The following is a 13,643-nucleotide window of genomic DNA, read 5'->3' on the forward strand; positions in this document are numbered from 1 at the left end:
TCGCTCCGCCTGCGCGCGACAGCCCGTCAGCACGCGGCATGGTCTCGACAGAAGGTTCTGCGTTCATGTCTCAGGTGCGCCCCTATCACGTGGCGATCGTCGGTTCTGGTCCCTCCGGATACTTTGCTGCGGCAGCGCTGCTGAAGCAGGCCGACGCCGCGGGCGGCCGCGATGTTCACATCGACATGCTGGAGATGCTGCCGACGCCCTGGGGGCTGGTCCGCTCCGGCGTCGCACCCGACCACCCCAAGATCAAGACCATCAGCGCCCAGTTCGAGAAGACCGCCGCCGATCCGCGTTTCCGGTTCTTCGGCAACATCACCGCCGGCGAGCATGTGCAGGCCGACGAACTCGCCGACCGCTACGACGCCGTGATCTACGCGATCGGCACCCAGGCCGATCGTCCGCTCGGGATTCCCGGCGAGGACCTGCCCGGCAGCGTGGCCGCCGTCGACTTCGTCGGTTGGTACAACGCCCACCCGCACTTCGAACAGATCGCCCCCGACCTGGCCGGTCGTCGGGCCGTGGTGATCGGCAACGGCAACGTGGCGCTCGACGTCGCCCGCATCTTGGTCACCGACCCGGAGGTGCTGGGCGCCACCGACATTGCCGATCACGCGTTGGATTCACTGGGTGCGCGCGGCGTCGAGGAGGTGGTGGTGCTGGGACGTCGTGGGCCGCTGCAGGCGACGTTCACCACGCTGGAATTGCGCGAGTTGGGCGCCCTGGAGGGACTCAGTGACGTCGACATCGTGCTCGATCCGACCGACTTCGCCGGCATCAGCGACGAGGACGCCGAGGCCGCCGGCCGCACCGTGAAACAGAACGTCAAGGTGCTGCGTGATTATCTGGGTCGCGAGACCACCCCGGGCAACCGCCGCATCGTGTTCCGGTTCCGCACCTCCCCCATCGAGATCAAGGGCGCCGACCGGGTCGAGTCGATTGTGCTGGGGCGCAACGAACTCGTCGCCGACGACAACGGGCGCATCGTCGCCAAGGACACCGGCATCCGCGAAGAGTTGTCCGCGCGACTGGTGGTCCGCGCGGTCGGCTACCGGGGCCGGCCCGTCCCCGGCCTGCCGTTCGACGAACGCAGCGGGATCATCCCGAACACCGACGGTCAGGTCGACGGCCGGACCAATGAGTTCGTCGTCGGCTGGATCAAGCGCGGCCCCTCCGGGGTGATCGGCAGCAACAAGTCGGACTCCGCCGCCACGGTCGAACGTTTGCTGGCCGCACTGTCCGACGTCGAGCTGAGCGAGCGGAGCCCGGACTACCCCGAGGAGCTGGCGCGGTGGTTGCTGTCCCGGCAACCGGACCTGGTCACCGACGAGCACTGGGGCGCCATCGACGCCCACGAGCGCGCCGGGGGTGAGCCGACGGGCCGGCCCCGCGTGAAACTGACCAGCGTGGCGGAGATGCTGCGGATCGGCCACGCCTGAGGTTCGCTCCGCGCCGAGCGGCCCATAGCGCTCAGACCGGCTGCTCGGGCTCGCCGAACCGCCAGTTGTCGGGGTTCTTCGGCGAGTACACGACCGGAATCAGCTGACCCATGGTCGGCCAGGTGTCGACGTCGACGGCCATCCGCTGATACACGACATGCTCGTGGACGGTGGGCCCGGTGATCACGCCGCTGATCGTGACGTACTGCTCGCCGATGTCGTCGGGGCGCGGGCTCACCCCGGTCACCAGCAGCGTGCCGTGCGCCATATCGGAGCCGGGCCGGGGCCCTCGCTTCATGAATCGGGGCCCGATCAACAGGACCAGGGCGCCGACGAGGAGGAGCAGCACTCCGATTTCCCACACGCACTCATGGTAGGACTCCAACCATGAGTGACCGCGAAGTCCACGAAGATCTTCAGCTTGCCCTCGCGTTGGCCGACCGCGCCGACGCCATCACCTTGGACCGATTCGGGGCACTTGACCTGCGCATCGACACCAAGCCGGACCTCAGCCCGGTGACCGATGCCGACGAATCCGCCGAGTCCGAACTGCGCACGGCCCTGACCCGGGAACGCCCCGACGACGCGATCTTCGGTGAGGAGTTCGGTGGGACGGCCTCGCAGCGCGGACGGCAATGGGTCATCGATCCGATCGACGGGACCAAGAACTTCGTCCGCGGGGTTCCGGTGTGGTGCACCCTGCTCGCGCTGCTCGACGACGGCGTGCCCGTCGTGGGAGTCGTCAGCGCACCGGCACTGGGGCGGCGGTGGTGGGCCGCCCAGGGTCAGGGCGCGCACGGCTCGTTCAACGGGCGCACCCGGAAACTGTCGGTGTCCGGGGTCGCCGAACTGGACGCCGCGAGCCTGTCGTATTCGGACCTCACCACCGGCTGGGAGGACCATCGGGAGCGGTTCGTCGCGCTGACCGACGAGGTCTGGCGAGTCCGGGCCTATGGCGACTTCTGGTCCTACTGCTTGGTCGCCGAGGGGGCCGTGGACATCGCCGTCGAACCGGAGGTCAAGCTGTGGGACCTGGCGCCGCTCGACATCCTCGTACGCGAGGCGGGCGGCCGTTTCACCAGCATCGATGGCGAAGCCGGACCGCACGGCGGCAGCGCCTTGGCGACCAACGGCCGGCTGCACGATCAGGTGGTCGAGCGGCTGCGCAGGGTGTGAATTAGCTAACAAGAACGCCGTACCTTACTTTGGAGTAAGATACGGTTGTTCACACCTGCTCCCAACCCCTTGAGGCTGCTGACACATGACCACCAACCCCACCCGCCACGAGAGCGCCGTCGGTCTGCAGAAGCACAAGCGCACCGCGACCGATATCGGGCTGGCACTCATCACCCCGATCATCGGCCAGGAGTTTCTGGACAAATACAACCTGCGCGATCCGCTGAATCGTGGCCTGCGCTACGGCGTCAAGACGGCGTTCTCGGCGGCCGGGGCCTCCACGCGGCAGTTCAAGCGGATCCAGGGCCTCGGCAAGGCGCCGACCCGGCTGGAAGCCGCCCGTCCCGAAAAGGGCTCGGACTACTTCGACCTGACGCCCGATGACGATCAGCAGCTGATCGTGGCGACGGTCAAGGAGTTCGCCGAGGAGATTCTGCGGCCCGCGGCCCCCGACGCCGACGACGCGGCCAGCTATCCCCCCGACCTGTTGGCCCGGGCCGCCGAACTGGGCATCACGGCCATCAACATCCCCGAGAGCTTCGACGGCATCGCCGAACGCCGGTCGACGGTCACCAACGCGCTCGTCGCCGAGGCGCTGGCCTACGGGGACATGGGCCTGGCGCTGCCGATCCTGGCCCCCGGCGGTGTCGCCGCCGCGCTGACCCACTGGGGCAGCGCCGATCAGCAGGCGACCTACCTCAAGGAATTCGCGGGCGAGAACGTCCCGCAGGCCTGTCTGGCCATCGCCGAACCGCAACCGCTGTTCGATCCGACCGCGCTGAAGACCACCGCGGTGCGCACCCCGAGCGGCTACCGCCTCGACGGCGTCAAATCGCTGGTGCCTGTCGCCGCCGACGCCGAGGTGTTCATCATCGCCGCGCAGTTCAACGGCAAGCCCACGCTGTTCATCGTGGAGGCCGACGCCGCGGGCCTCACGGTCAAGGCAGATCCCAGCATGGGCATCCGTGCCGCGGCGCTGGGTCAGGTGCACCTGAACAAGGTCAGCGTGCCGTTGTCCGCCCGCCTCGGCGAGGACATCGCCGAGCAGAGCCACGACCGTAACTACTCCGAGGCCATCGCACTGTCCCGATTGGGTTGGGCCGCACTGGCAGTCGGCACCTCCCACGCCATGCTCGACTACGTGGTTCCCTACATCAAGGAGCGCGAGGCGTTCGGCGAGCCCATCGCCCACCGGCAGTCCGTGGCATTCATGTGCGCCAACATCGCCATCGAACTCGACGGCCTGCGCCTGATCACCTGGCGTGGCGCCGCACGCGCTGACCAGGGCCTGCCGTTTGCCCGCGAAGCCGCGCTGGCCCGCAAGCTCGGCACCGACAAGGGCATGCAGATCGGCCTCGACGGCGTGCAGTTGCTCGGCGGTCACGGCTACACCAAGGAACACCCGGTTGAACGCTGGTACCGCGATTTGCGCGCCATCGGTGTCGCCGAGGGTGTTGTCGTCCTCTAACGGCCTCCAACGAACGGAAGAACTGCCATGGCAATCAATTTGGAAATGCCGAAGAAGCTCCAGGCCGTCATCGAGAAGGGCCACCAGGGGGCTGCCGAGATGCTTCGGCCCATCTCCCGCAAATACGACTTGAAGGAACACGCCTACCCGGTCGAACTCGACACGCTGGCCGACCTGTTCGAGGGCATCTCGGAGGCCAAGACCATCTCCTTCGCCGGGGCCGAGGCGTTCGCCGACTCCGGGGCCACCGGCAAGAAGGCAAATGTCAACGGCGCCAACATGTCCGCGTTGCTGAATGCGCTGGAGATCAGCTGGGGCGATATCGCGCTGCTGCTCTCGGTGCCGCGGCAGGGACTGGGGAACGCCGCGATCTCCTCGGTGGCCACCCCGGAACAGCTCGAACGGCTGGGCAAGGACGTCTGGGCCGCGATGGCGATCACCGAGCCGAGCTTCGGTTCGGACTCGGCGGCGGTGTCGACGACAGCGAAACTCGACGGCGACGAGTACGTCATCAACGGCGAGAAGATCTTCGTGACGGCGGGGTCCCGCGCCAGCCACATCGTGGTGTGGGCGACGCTGGACAAGTCCAAGGGCCGCGCGGCCATCAAGTCGTTCATCGTGCCGCGCGAACATCCGGGCGTCATCGTCGAGCGCCTCGAGAACAAGCTGGGCATCAAGGCCTCCGACACCGCGGTGATCCGGTTCGACAACGCCCGGATCCCCAAGGAGAACCTGCTGGGCGACCCGGAGATCCACGTGGAGAAGGGCTTTGCCGGCGTCATGGAGACGTTCGACAACACCCGTCCCATTGTCGCGGCGATGGCCGTCGGAGTGGCCCGCGCCGCGCTCGAGGAACTGCGCAAGATCCTCACCGACGCCGGTATCGAGATCTCCTACGACAAACCCGCGCACGCGCAGAGCGCGCCGGCCGCCGAGTTCCTGCGCATGGAGGCCGATTGGGAGGCCGGCTATCTGCTGACGGTGCGCTCCGCCTGGCAGGCCGACAACCGGATCCCGAACTCGAAGGAAGCCTCGATGGGTAAGGCCAAGGCCGCCCGGGTGGCCAGCGACATCACCCTCAAGGCAGTCGAAATGGCAGGCACCACTGGCTATTCCGAGCAGACGCTGTTGGAGAAGTGGGCGCGGGACTCGAAGATCCTCGACATCTTCGAAGGCACGCAACAAATCCAGCAACTGGTGGTCGCGCGTCGGCTGCTCGGACTGTCCTCCACCGAGCTGAAGTAGCACCGGTTCGACGTAGGCTGCCAGTCATGGCGAGCCGCGAACCGGGCAGCACCCGACTGTCGGTGCAGGACTGGTTGCAGGCGGGCTACACGATCCTGGCCGAGGAGGGCCGGCAGTCCCTCAAGGTCGACCGGCTCTGCCAGCGCCTGAGCGTCACCAAGGGCAGCTTCTATTGGCATTTCACCGATATGGCGGGGTATCGCGGTGCGCTGATCGAAGCCTGGGCCGAGCAGCGCGGCGAGGAACACCGGGTCTACCAGCAGATTCAGGACCGCGAACCGGCCGAACGGCTGTCGATGCTGGTGACGGCGCTGGTCAGCCCGCGGCATTGGAAACTCGAACGCGCGATGCGGGAATGGGCCCGCAATGACGACAGCGTGGCCGCCGGCGTGGATGCCGCCGACCGACGGGTGCTCCGCACGGTGCGTCAGGCGTTTCTGGACCTCGGCTTCTCCCCCGCGGAGGCCGAACTCCGGGCGCAGACGACCTTCGCCGCGGGCATCGGCTTTCTGCAGATCGCCGGTCGCAAGACGCATCCGCTCACCGCCGCGCAGCGGGAGCGGTTCCTCGAGTTCATGTTGCGGCCCTGACCGTGATTCCGGCGCGCTTACCGGCGCTGAGCGCGGGTAAGCGCGCCGAAACCGCGGGGGTCTTGACGGGTGCGCGGAGCTGAAAGTAAAGTCAGTTTTACTTTCACGCGAGTAGGAGCTGTCCCCATGGAATCGTTCGTCCACCTGCGCAAAGGCAAAACCCCCAAGCGCATTCACGCCGATCTCGACGGGCTCAAGGACGACGAGCTCGGTCGCGGCGGATTCGTCGGCCGGACCGCCAACATGTACCGGCGCAACGATCCCACCGCCTACCGGAGTGTCGGTCCGTTGCGTCCCACCGACGTCCTGAGCTCCGAACTCAAGCCCGGCGACGCCACCGATGCCCACGGCGCACCGCTGTTGATGTTCTCCAACGCCGACTGTCAGGTGCTGCTGAGCCGGCGCACCGAGCAGATGCCGTTCTTCGTCCGCTACGTCGACGGCGATCTGCTGTGCTTCGTCCACCAGGGTTCGGGACGCCTGGAGACCGAACTCGGGCCGCTGGACTACCGCCCCGGCGACTGGATCTACATCCCGAAGGCGTGCACCTGGCGGCAACTCCCGGCCGAAGAGACCACCCTGCTGATGATCCAGGCCACCGACGAGTTCCGGGTCCCGCCCGCGGGCACCCTCGGTCGACACTTCCCCTTCGACCCGGCGCAGGCGGTCATCCCGGACCCGCAGCCCATCGATGACGGCGAGGGCCCACAGGTCGACGGCGAGTACGAGGTGCGGCTCATGCACGAGGGCGGGCCGACATCGCTGTTCTACCAACATCATCCGCTCGACGTCGAGGGCTGGCGCGGTGACAACTTCCCGTTCACCTTCAACATCGACGACTACACCGTCATCACCTCCGACAGCGTTCACCTGCCTCCCACCGTGCACCTGTTCATGCAGGCCACGGGTGTCTACGTGATGAACTTCCTGCCCAAGCCCGCCGAGACCGTCCCGGGCACCGAACGCACCCCGTGGTATCACCGCAACGTCGACTACGACGAGATCGCGTTCTTCCACGGCGGGACGCTCTACGGCATTCCGATGCCCCCGGGCCTGGTTTCCCATGCGCCGCAGGGCGTCCACCACGGCGCGCCCGAGAAGGCGCGGGAGCGGGCCCGGCGCAAGTTCGACGACTACGACCGGGTGGACTGGTCGGTGATCGCGGTCGACACCCGCCGTCGCCTGGTCCCCTCGCCCGAAATCCTCGCCAACGATCTGGGACAACACTGACATGACGACAACCGAAGCGCCGGTCAAGCACGCCTACGAGCGCATCCCGTATCTGGTTGCCTATCAGAACACTTCGGCTGTACGCGACGTCTACGGCGGGGTTGCCGAATTGGTGGTACTGGAGAGCTACCTGCTCAAGCCGAAGGACAAGCCGTCGGATACCGTCCTGATCTTCATGCATCCGATCGGCGGCGGCGCCTACCTGCCGATGATCAACGGGCTGGCCCGCGCCGGCCACCATGTCATCTACTGCAACAGCCGATTCCGCGGCACCGACTCCGCGCTGCTGATGGAGAAGGTGGTCGAGGATCTCGGCGAGTGCATCAAGGACGCCAAGAACCGCCTGGGTTACGCCAAGGTGGTGCTGGCCGGCTGGAGCGGTGGCGGCTCGCTGTCGGTGTTCTATCAGCAGCAGGCCCAGCACCCCACGGTGACCGCCAGTCCGTCCGGCGACGGCCCCGACCTGACCAAGCTCGGCTTGATCCCGGCCGACGGCATCATGCTGCTGGCGGCGCACGTCAGCCGGCACGGCACCATGACCGAATGGCTGGACGCCTCGATCCTCGACGAGTCCGACCCCACCAAGCGCTATCCCGAACTGGACCTCTACAACCCCGAGAATCCGAATCAGCCGCCGTACTCGCCGGAGTTCCTGGAGCGCTACCGGGCGGCCCAGATCGCCAGAAACCGGCGAATCACGAAGTGGGTCAAGGAGAAGCTCGCGGAGCTCAAAGCGAGCGGCGGTCCCGCCGCGGACACCGCCGAGTTCGCCTTCGTCGTGCACGGCACCATGGCCGACCCGCGCTGGCTCGACCCCAGCGTCGATCCCAACGACCGCAAGCCCGGCACCTGCTATCTGGGCGACCCCCAGGTGGTCAACAACTCGCCCGTCGGGCTCGCCCGGTTCTGCACGCTGCGCAGCTGGCTGTCCCAGTGGAGCTATGACGACGCCAACGGGGACGCGGTCAAGGCGGGTCCCGACATCGCCATCCCGGCGCTGGTGATCGGAAACCTGGCCGACGATGCGTGCACCCCGAGCCACACCCGCCGGCTGTTCGAAGCCATCGGGCACCCCGACAAGGAGATGCACGAGATCGCCGGCGCCAACCACTATTACGCCGGCCCCGATCAGCGCGACACCCTGCGCGAGGCGGTGGGCATCTGCACCGATTGGCTGCACCGGCACGGCTTCTCGCAGGAACCCTCATGACGGTGACCGGACCGCTGGGCGGCATTCGGGTCATCGAGGTCGGCACGCTGATCTCCGGGCCGTTCGCCGGTCGGCTGCTCGGCGACATGGGCGCCGAGGTGGTCAAGATCGAACCGCCCGGTGCCCCGGACCCGTTGCGCACCTGGGGACAGGCCGAACTCGACGGTGAGCACTTCTTCTGGACGGTGCACGCCCGCAACAAGAAGGCCGTCACGCTGAACCTGCGCGCAGCCCGGGGGCGCGAACTGTTCCTGGACCTGGTGGAACGCTCCGACATCATCGTCGAGAACTTCCGGCCCGGCACGCTGGAGAAGTGGAACCTGGGTTATGACGTGCTGTCCGAACGCAATCCGGGCATCATCCTGGTGCGGATCTCCGGCTACGGCCAAACCGGCCCGGAGGCGCACAAGGCCGGCTACGCCTCGGTCGCCGAGGCCGCCAGCGGTTTGCGGCACATGAACGGCTTCCCGGGTGGTCCGCCGCCCCGGCTGGCGCTGTCGCTGGGCGACAGCCTGGCCGGCATGTTCGCCGCCCAGGGCGCGCTGGCCGCGCTGTATCGCCGGACCGTCACCGGGACCGGCCAGGTCGTCGACGCCGCGTTGACCGAATCCTGCTTGGCCATCCAGGAATCCACCATCCCGGACTACGACGTCGGCGGCGTGGTGCGCGGCCCGTCGGGCACCCGGCTCGAGGGCATCGCACCGTCGAACATCTACCGCAGTTCCGACGGCAGCTGGGTGGTGATCGCCGCGAACCAGGACACCGTGTTCCGCCGGCTCTGCGACGCGATGGGCCAGCCGGAACTGGCCACCGACGACCGGTTCGTCAATCACGTTGCGCGCGGACGCAATCAAGATGAACTCGACAAGATCATCGGCGAATGGGCCGGCCTCCGGACGCCCACCGACATCATCGACACGTTGTCGAAGGCCGGGGTGATCTCCGGGCCCATCAACACCGTCGCCGAGGTCGTCGCCGATCCGCAACTCAACGCGCGCGGCATGATCGCCGACCACTTTGACGAACGGATCGGCCGCAACGTCAAGGGGCCGGGCGTGGTCCCGGTGCTCTCCGAGTCCCCGGGCACCATCCGCTCCGCGGGGTCGGCCCGACCCGGACAGCACAACGACGAGATCTACCGCGGTCTGCTCGGTCGCAGCGCCGAGGAACTCGAGCAGTTGCGGGACGAAGGAGTGCTATGAGCAAGTTGCCCGCCCACGTCACCATCCGCGAGGTCTGCCTGCGCGACGGTCTGCAGATCGAAGAACCGATCTCGTTGGCGGCCAAGATCGAACTGCTGGAGGCGGTCGTGGCCACCGGCGTTCGCGAGGTCGAGGCGACCGCGTTCGTCTCGCCCTCGAAGGTTCCCGCGTTGGCCGATGCCGAACAGTTCGCGACCGAGCTGAAACGCTTTGACGGCGTGGAATTCTCCGCCCTGGTCGCCAGCCCCAACGGCGCCCGCCGGGCGCTGGCCGCCGGCCTCAACTCCATCGAGTACGTGGTGTCGGCGGCGGATTCGCACAGCCGCGCCAACGTGGGACGCGGCACCGCGGAAGCCACCGCCGCGATTGCCGAGGTGCTCGAGATCGCCCGCGACGGCGGCGCGACCCTGGAGGTCATCGTCGCGACCGCGTGGGACTGCCCGTTCGACGGGCCGACACCGCCGCAGCGGGTCCTCGACATCGTGACCGCGGCCTGCCGGGTCGGTGTCGACCGCATCGCGATCGCCGACACCATCGGCACCGCCACCCCCCGGCGGGTCGGCGCACTGCTGGCAGGGGTGCAGCCGATCGTCGGCGACACCCCGCTGGGCGCACACTTCCACAACACCCGCGGCGCGGGGCTGGCCAGCGCGTATGCGGCCGTGCAAGCCGGCGTCACCCGCCTCGACGCCGCGATCGGCGGTCTCGGCGGGTGCCCGTTCGCGCCCGGGGCCAGCGGCAACATCGCCACCGAGGACCTGGTCTACCTGCTGCGCGACAGCGACATCGAGACCGGGGTCGACCTCACCAAGGCCATCGAGGCCGCCGCGGTGGCGCAACGGGTCATCGGCCACGAACTGCCCAGCTCGCTGCTGCGGGCCGGGGACCGGATCCTGTCCTGATGACACCTCGCACGCTGTCGAGCAAGGGGCAGCAGACCCGGGCCGCGATCGAGCAGGCGGCCCGGAAGCTGTTCGCCGAACGCGGCTTTCATGGCACCACGTTGGCCGACATCACCTCAGCGGCGGGCAAGTCCGCGGCGGTGTTCTACCGCTACTTCGACGACAAGGAGGATCTGCTCGCGGCGCTGGCCCAAGGCTTCCTCCAGGACATCCTGGCACCGTCCGGCTCCGAGCTGCGGCTGCCCGAATCCCCCGAGGACCAGGACTTCTTCACCGTCGCGGTGACCGGATACTGGAACATGTTCAAGCAGAACATCGGGATCATGGTGGCCGTGGACCAGCTCGGGGCCGGTCAGCCCCGCTTCGCCCAGGTACAGAACGAATTTCGGCGCTTCGGGATGGACATCGTGCGCGCGTCCATCCGCGCCGCCCGCGCCCAGGGCTATGCCGCCGACCTCGACCCCGACCACGTGGCGCTCGCGATCGCGTTGATGTTCGAACAGTTCACCACCGTCTACCTGCGGCCCGACGCGGCCGCACTGGGTGTGCGCTGCACCGACGAGGATGCGGTGCGCACCCTGGCGACCATCTGGCAGAAGACGCTGTACGGTCGCTAGCCATAGCTCAAACCGAGGAGTTCAGTCGTGGATTTCACTCTGCCGGATCACCTGCCCGGTCTGCTCGCCGAGATGGATGCCTTCATCGAAGCCGAGATCAAGCCGCTGGAACGCGAGAACATGCAGTACTTCGACCGGCGCCGGGAGTTCGCCCGCACCGATCTCGGCAACGGCGGCATTCCCAACCGTGAGTGGGAGGACCTGCTCGACGAGATGCGCCGCCGCGCCGACAAGGCGGGCTGGCTGCGCTACGGCCTGCCGTCGGAGTTCGGCGGTCGCGACGGCAGCAACGTGGACATGGCCGTGATCCGGGAACACCTGGCGCACAAGGGCCTCGGGCTGCACAACGACCTGCAGGACGAGTCGTCGATCGTCGGCAACTTCCCGCAGGTGATCATGATGTCGCGGTTCGGCACCGAGCAGCAGAAGAAGGACTGGTGCCAGGCGCTGATCACCGGCGAGAAGTCGATGGCCTTCGGTCTGAGCGAGCCGAACCACGGCAGCGACGCCACCTGGCTGGAGACCCGCGCGGTCCGCGACGGCGACAGCTGGGTGATCAACGGCACCAAGCGCTGGAACACCGGGGTGCACCGGGCCACCCACGACCTGATTTTCGCCCGGACCTCCGGGGAGGCCGGGCAGGCCACCGGCATCACCGCGTTCCTGGTGCCCTGCGACGCCGAGGGCTTCAACGTGCCCTACTACTGGTGGACCTTCAACATGCCCAGCGACCACGCCGAGGTCGAACTCAACGACGTCCGCATCCCCCTCGACGCGGTGCTCGGCGAGGTCGATCACGGGCTCGAGGTGGGGCAGACGTTCCTGCACGAGAACCGTATTCGGCAGGCCGCCAGCAGCCTGGGCGCCGCGCAGTACTGCATCGACCGGGCCGCCGCCTATGCCGGGGAACGAATCGTGTTCGGCAAGCCGCTGTCGGTGAACCAGGCCGTGCAGTGGCCACTGGCGGAGTTGCAGACCGAGGCGCAGATGGTGCGACTGCTGGTGTACTACGCCGCCTGGCAGCTGGATCGGGAGAACCACATGGAGGTCTCCGACAAGGTCTCGATGGCGAACTATCGCGCCAACCGGCTGGTGTGTGAGGCCGCAGACCGCGCCATGCAGATCCACGGCGGCCTCGGGTACAGCCGGCACGAGCCGTTCGAGCACATCTATCGACACCACCGTCGCTACCGAATCACCGAGGGCGCCGAGGAGATTCAGATCCGGCGGGTCGCGCAGCGCATGCTCAAGTTCGGACGTAAATGAGCCTGGCCCCGGCGCTCGGCGCCATCCTCGACGCCGAGATCGACGACCTGACCCGGCTCACCGGCGGGGCGAGCCGCGCCACCTGGTCTTTCACCGCCCGCACCGGATCCGGGGCCCGGTCGCTGATCCTGCGCACCGGTCCGCCCGATGAAGTGCACGCGAGCATGGAACTGGAGGCTCGCGTGCAGGCGCTGGCCGCCGGGCGGGGCGCGCCGGTGCCGGAGATCATCACCGCGTCGAACTCCGTTGAGCCACTGGGCAACCCGTACCTGATCTGCACCGCCATCGGTGGCGAGACGATCGTCCGCCGGATCTACCGCGGCCTCGACGACGCCGGCCGCGCGAGCCTGCTGCGGCAATGCGCGGACGCGCTGGCCAAGATCCATCGGATCGACCCGGCCGAAGCGGGCCTCACCGCCGGCGACCCGGTCGCACAGATCCGCGCGGAACTGGACGGCACCGGCGACACCACGGCCACCTTCGAGTACGCGTTTCGTTGGCTGGATCGCCATCGCCCGGCCGCGAGCACAGCGGTGCTGGTGCACGGCGACTTCCGGATGGGAAACCTGATCGTCGCCGGGTCGGAGCTGGCCGCGGTGCTCGACTGGGAGCTGGTGCACGCGGGCGACCCGGCCGACGATCTGGCCTGGTTCTGCATCCGGGCCTGGCGGTTCGGTGCGCCGAAGGAGCTGGCCGCCGGCGGGCTGGGCAGCATCGAGGACCTCCTGACCGCCTACGAGGCGGCCGGCGGGGCCCGGATCGACCGGGCCGTATTCCGTTGGTGGCTGGTGCTGGCCACGTTGCGCTGGGGGGTGATCTGCCGGTTCCAGGCGCAGCGTCACCTCTCCGGCCAGACCCCGTCGGTCGAGCTGGCGACGATCGGTCGCCGGGTCTGCGAGACGGAATGGGACCTGCTCAACCTGATGGAGACGCCATGAACCTGCACGGCCGGCCCACCGCGGCCGAACTCGTCGGCGCCGTGGCCGATTTCCTCGACGGCGAGGTGCGCGAGGCAACGCGCCCAGATCGCGCCGGCGGCGACAGCCAGGTGAACTTCCACGCCCGCGTCGCGGCCAACGCGCTGCGGATGGTGGCGCGCGAACTGACCGGGGCCGACGGCGCCGCAGCCGTCGTCGCCGCTGTGAATCGGCTGGGAGCCGCCGACGAGGCCGAGTTGGCCGCGGCGATCCGCCGCGGTGACCTCGACGACCGCAGCGACGACGTGCTGACCGGTCTGCGGACGGTGGTACGCCATCGGCTCGCCGCCGCACATCCCGGCTACGAACAGGAGTGAG

The 13,643-nt window shown here is 68.2% G+C and carries 14 protein-coding genes; 13 read left to right on the plus strand and 1 reads right to left on the minus strand.

The annotated features are described in order from the left end of the window. Nucleotides 1–65: 65 nt before the first annotated feature. Nucleotides 66–1,442 (plus strand): FAD-dependent oxidoreductase, encoded by a 1,377-nt coding sequence (locus RCP80_RS17110; RefSeq protein WP_308478808.1) that lies wholly within the window; start codon nt 66–68, stop codon nt 1,440–1,442. A 31-nt stretch (nt 1,443–1,473) separates the two neighbouring features. Here the strand turns inward: RCP80_RS17110 and RCP80_RS17115 are convergent, their stop codons facing one another. Next, nucleotides 1,474–1,806, minus strand: coding sequence for a hypothetical protein (locus RCP80_RS17115; RefSeq protein WP_308478809.1), 333 nt, complete (start codon nt 1,804–1,806; stop codon nt 1,474–1,476). 23 nt (nt 1,807–1,829) lie between these two features. On the opposite strand from RCP80_RS17115, the gene hisN reads away from it, so the two are divergent. The 12 genes from hisN (at nt 1,830) to RCP80_RS17175 (ending at nt 13,642) form a co-directional block, all read left to right on the plus strand. Beyond that, on the plus strand, nt 1,830–2,618 hold the full coding sequence (hisN, locus tag RCP80_RS17120; protein ID WP_308478810.1) for a histidinol-phosphatase: 789 nt from the start codon (nt 1,830–1,832) through the stop codon (nt 2,616–2,618). Nucleotides 2,619–2,703: 85 nt separating this feature from the next. After that, nucleotides 2,704–4,086: an acyl-CoA dehydrogenase family protein gene (locus RCP80_RS17125; RefSeq protein WP_308478811.1), complete on the plus strand. Its 1,383-nt coding sequence runs from the start codon at nt 2,704–2,706 to the stop codon at nt 4,084–4,086. Nucleotides 4,087–4,113: 27 nt separating this feature from the next. Continuing rightward, a complete protein-coding gene (locus tag RCP80_RS17130) occupies nt 4,114–5,331 on the plus strand; it encodes an acyl-CoA dehydrogenase family protein (protein ID WP_308478812.1) in 1,218 nt (405 codons plus the stop codon). Nucleotides 5,332–5,357: 26 nt separating this feature from the next. After that, nucleotides 5,358–5,921: a TetR/AcrR family transcriptional regulator gene (locus RCP80_RS17135; protein WP_308478813.1), complete on the plus strand. Its 564-nt coding sequence runs from the start codon at nt 5,358–5,360 to the stop codon at nt 5,919–5,921. A gap of 126 nt (nt 5,922–6,047) precedes the next feature. Then, complete coding sequence (locus RCP80_RS17140; protein ID WP_308478814.1) at nt 6,048–7,151, plus strand: homogentisate 1,2-dioxygenase; 1,104 nt, start codon at nt 6,048–6,050, stop codon at nt 7,149–7,151. Between the two features lies 1 nt (nt 7,152). Further along, entirely contained in the window at nt 7,153–8,361 is a 1,209-nt protein-coding gene (locus RCP80_RS17145; protein WP_308478816.1) for an alpha/beta hydrolase, read from the plus strand. After that, nucleotides 8,358–9,563 (plus strand): CaiB/BaiF CoA transferase family protein, encoded by a 1,206-nt coding sequence (locus tag RCP80_RS17150; RefSeq protein ID WP_308478817.1) that lies wholly within the window; start codon nt 8,358–8,360, stop codon nt 9,561–9,563. Before RCP80_RS17145 ends, RCP80_RS17150 begins: the two co-directional genes overlap by 4 nt. Then, nucleotides 9,560–10,465, plus strand: a complete 906-nt coding sequence (locus RCP80_RS17155) for a hydroxymethylglutaryl-CoA lyase (RefSeq protein WP_308478818.1) — start codon at nt 9,560–9,562, stop codon at nt 10,463–10,465. The genes RCP80_RS17150 and RCP80_RS17155 overlap by 4 nt, the downstream gene beginning before the upstream one ends. Then, a complete protein-coding gene (locus RCP80_RS17160) occupies nt 10,465–11,082 on the plus strand; it encodes a TetR/AcrR family transcriptional regulator (protein WP_308478819.1) in 618 nt (205 codons plus the stop codon). The genes RCP80_RS17155 and RCP80_RS17160 overlap by 1 nt, the downstream gene beginning before the upstream one ends. Nucleotides 11,083–11,109: 27 nt before the next feature. Next, a complete protein-coding gene (locus tag RCP80_RS17165) occupies nt 11,110–12,348 on the plus strand; it encodes an acyl-CoA dehydrogenase family protein (RefSeq protein ID WP_308478820.1) in 1,239 nt (412 codons plus the stop codon). After that, on the plus strand, nt 12,345–13,286 hold the full coding sequence (locus tag RCP80_RS17170; protein ID WP_308478821.1) for a phosphotransferase family protein: 942 nt from the start codon (nt 12,345–12,347) through the stop codon (nt 13,284–13,286). The genes RCP80_RS17165 and RCP80_RS17170 overlap by 4 nt, the downstream gene beginning before the upstream one ends. Then, entirely contained in the window at nt 13,283–13,642 is a 360-nt protein-coding gene (locus RCP80_RS17175; protein WP_308478822.1) for a DUF6285 domain-containing protein, read from the plus strand. The genes RCP80_RS17170 and RCP80_RS17175 overlap by 4 nt, the downstream gene beginning before the upstream one ends. Nucleotide 13,643 lies beyond the last annotated feature (1 nt).

The sequence above is a fragment of the Mycolicibacterium sp. MU0053 genome, assembly GCF_963378095.1.
GTDB lineage: Bacteria > Actinomycetota > Actinomycetes > Mycobacteriales > Mycobacteriaceae > Mycobacterium > Mycobacterium burgundiense.

Excerpts from the sequence above, each read along its gene's own strand:
- RCP80_RS17110 (WP_308478808.1), top strand. The coding sequence starts at position 66 with ATGTCTCAGGTGCGCCCCTATCACGTGGCGATCGTCGGTTCTGGTCCC.
- hisN (WP_308478810.1), top strand. The coding sequence starts at position 1,830 with ATGAGTGACCGCGAAGTCCACGAAGATCTTCAGCTTGCCCTCGCGTTG.
- RCP80_RS17125 (WP_308478811.1), top strand. The coding sequence starts at position 2,704 with ATGACCACCAACCCCACCCGCCACGAGAGCGCCGTCGGTCTGCAGAAG.
- RCP80_RS17130 (WP_308478812.1), top strand. The coding sequence starts at position 4,114 with ATGGCAATCAATTTGGAAATGCCGAAGAAGCTCCAGGCCGTCATCGAG.
- RCP80_RS17135 (WP_308478813.1), top strand. The coding sequence starts at position 5,358 with ATGGCGAGCCGCGAACCGGGCAGCACCCGACTGTCGGTGCAGGACTGG.
- RCP80_RS17140 (WP_308478814.1), top strand. The coding sequence starts at position 6,048 with ATGGAATCGTTCGTCCACCTGCGCAAAGGCAAAACCCCCAAGCGCATT.
- RCP80_RS17145 (WP_308478816.1), top strand. The coding sequence starts at position 7,153 with ATGACGACAACCGAAGCGCCGGTCAAGCACGCCTACGAGCGCATCCCG.
- RCP80_RS17150 (WP_308478817.1), top strand. The coding sequence starts at position 8,358 with ATGACGGTGACCGGACCGCTGGGCGGCATTCGGGTCATCGAGGTCGGC.
- RCP80_RS17155 (WP_308478818.1), top strand. The coding sequence starts at position 9,560 with ATGAGCAAGTTGCCCGCCCACGTCACCATCCGCGAGGTCTGCCTGCGC.
- RCP80_RS17160 (WP_308478819.1), top strand. The coding sequence starts at position 10,465 with ATGACACCTCGCACGCTGTCGAGCAAGGGGCAGCAGACCCGGGCCGCG.
- RCP80_RS17170 (WP_308478821.1), top strand. The coding sequence starts at position 12,345 with ATGAGCCTGGCCCCGGCGCTCGGCGCCATCCTCGACGCCGAGATCGAC.
- RCP80_RS17175 (WP_308478822.1), top strand. The coding sequence starts at position 13,283 with ATGAACCTGCACGGCCGGCCCACCGCGGCCGAACTCGTCGGCGCCGTG.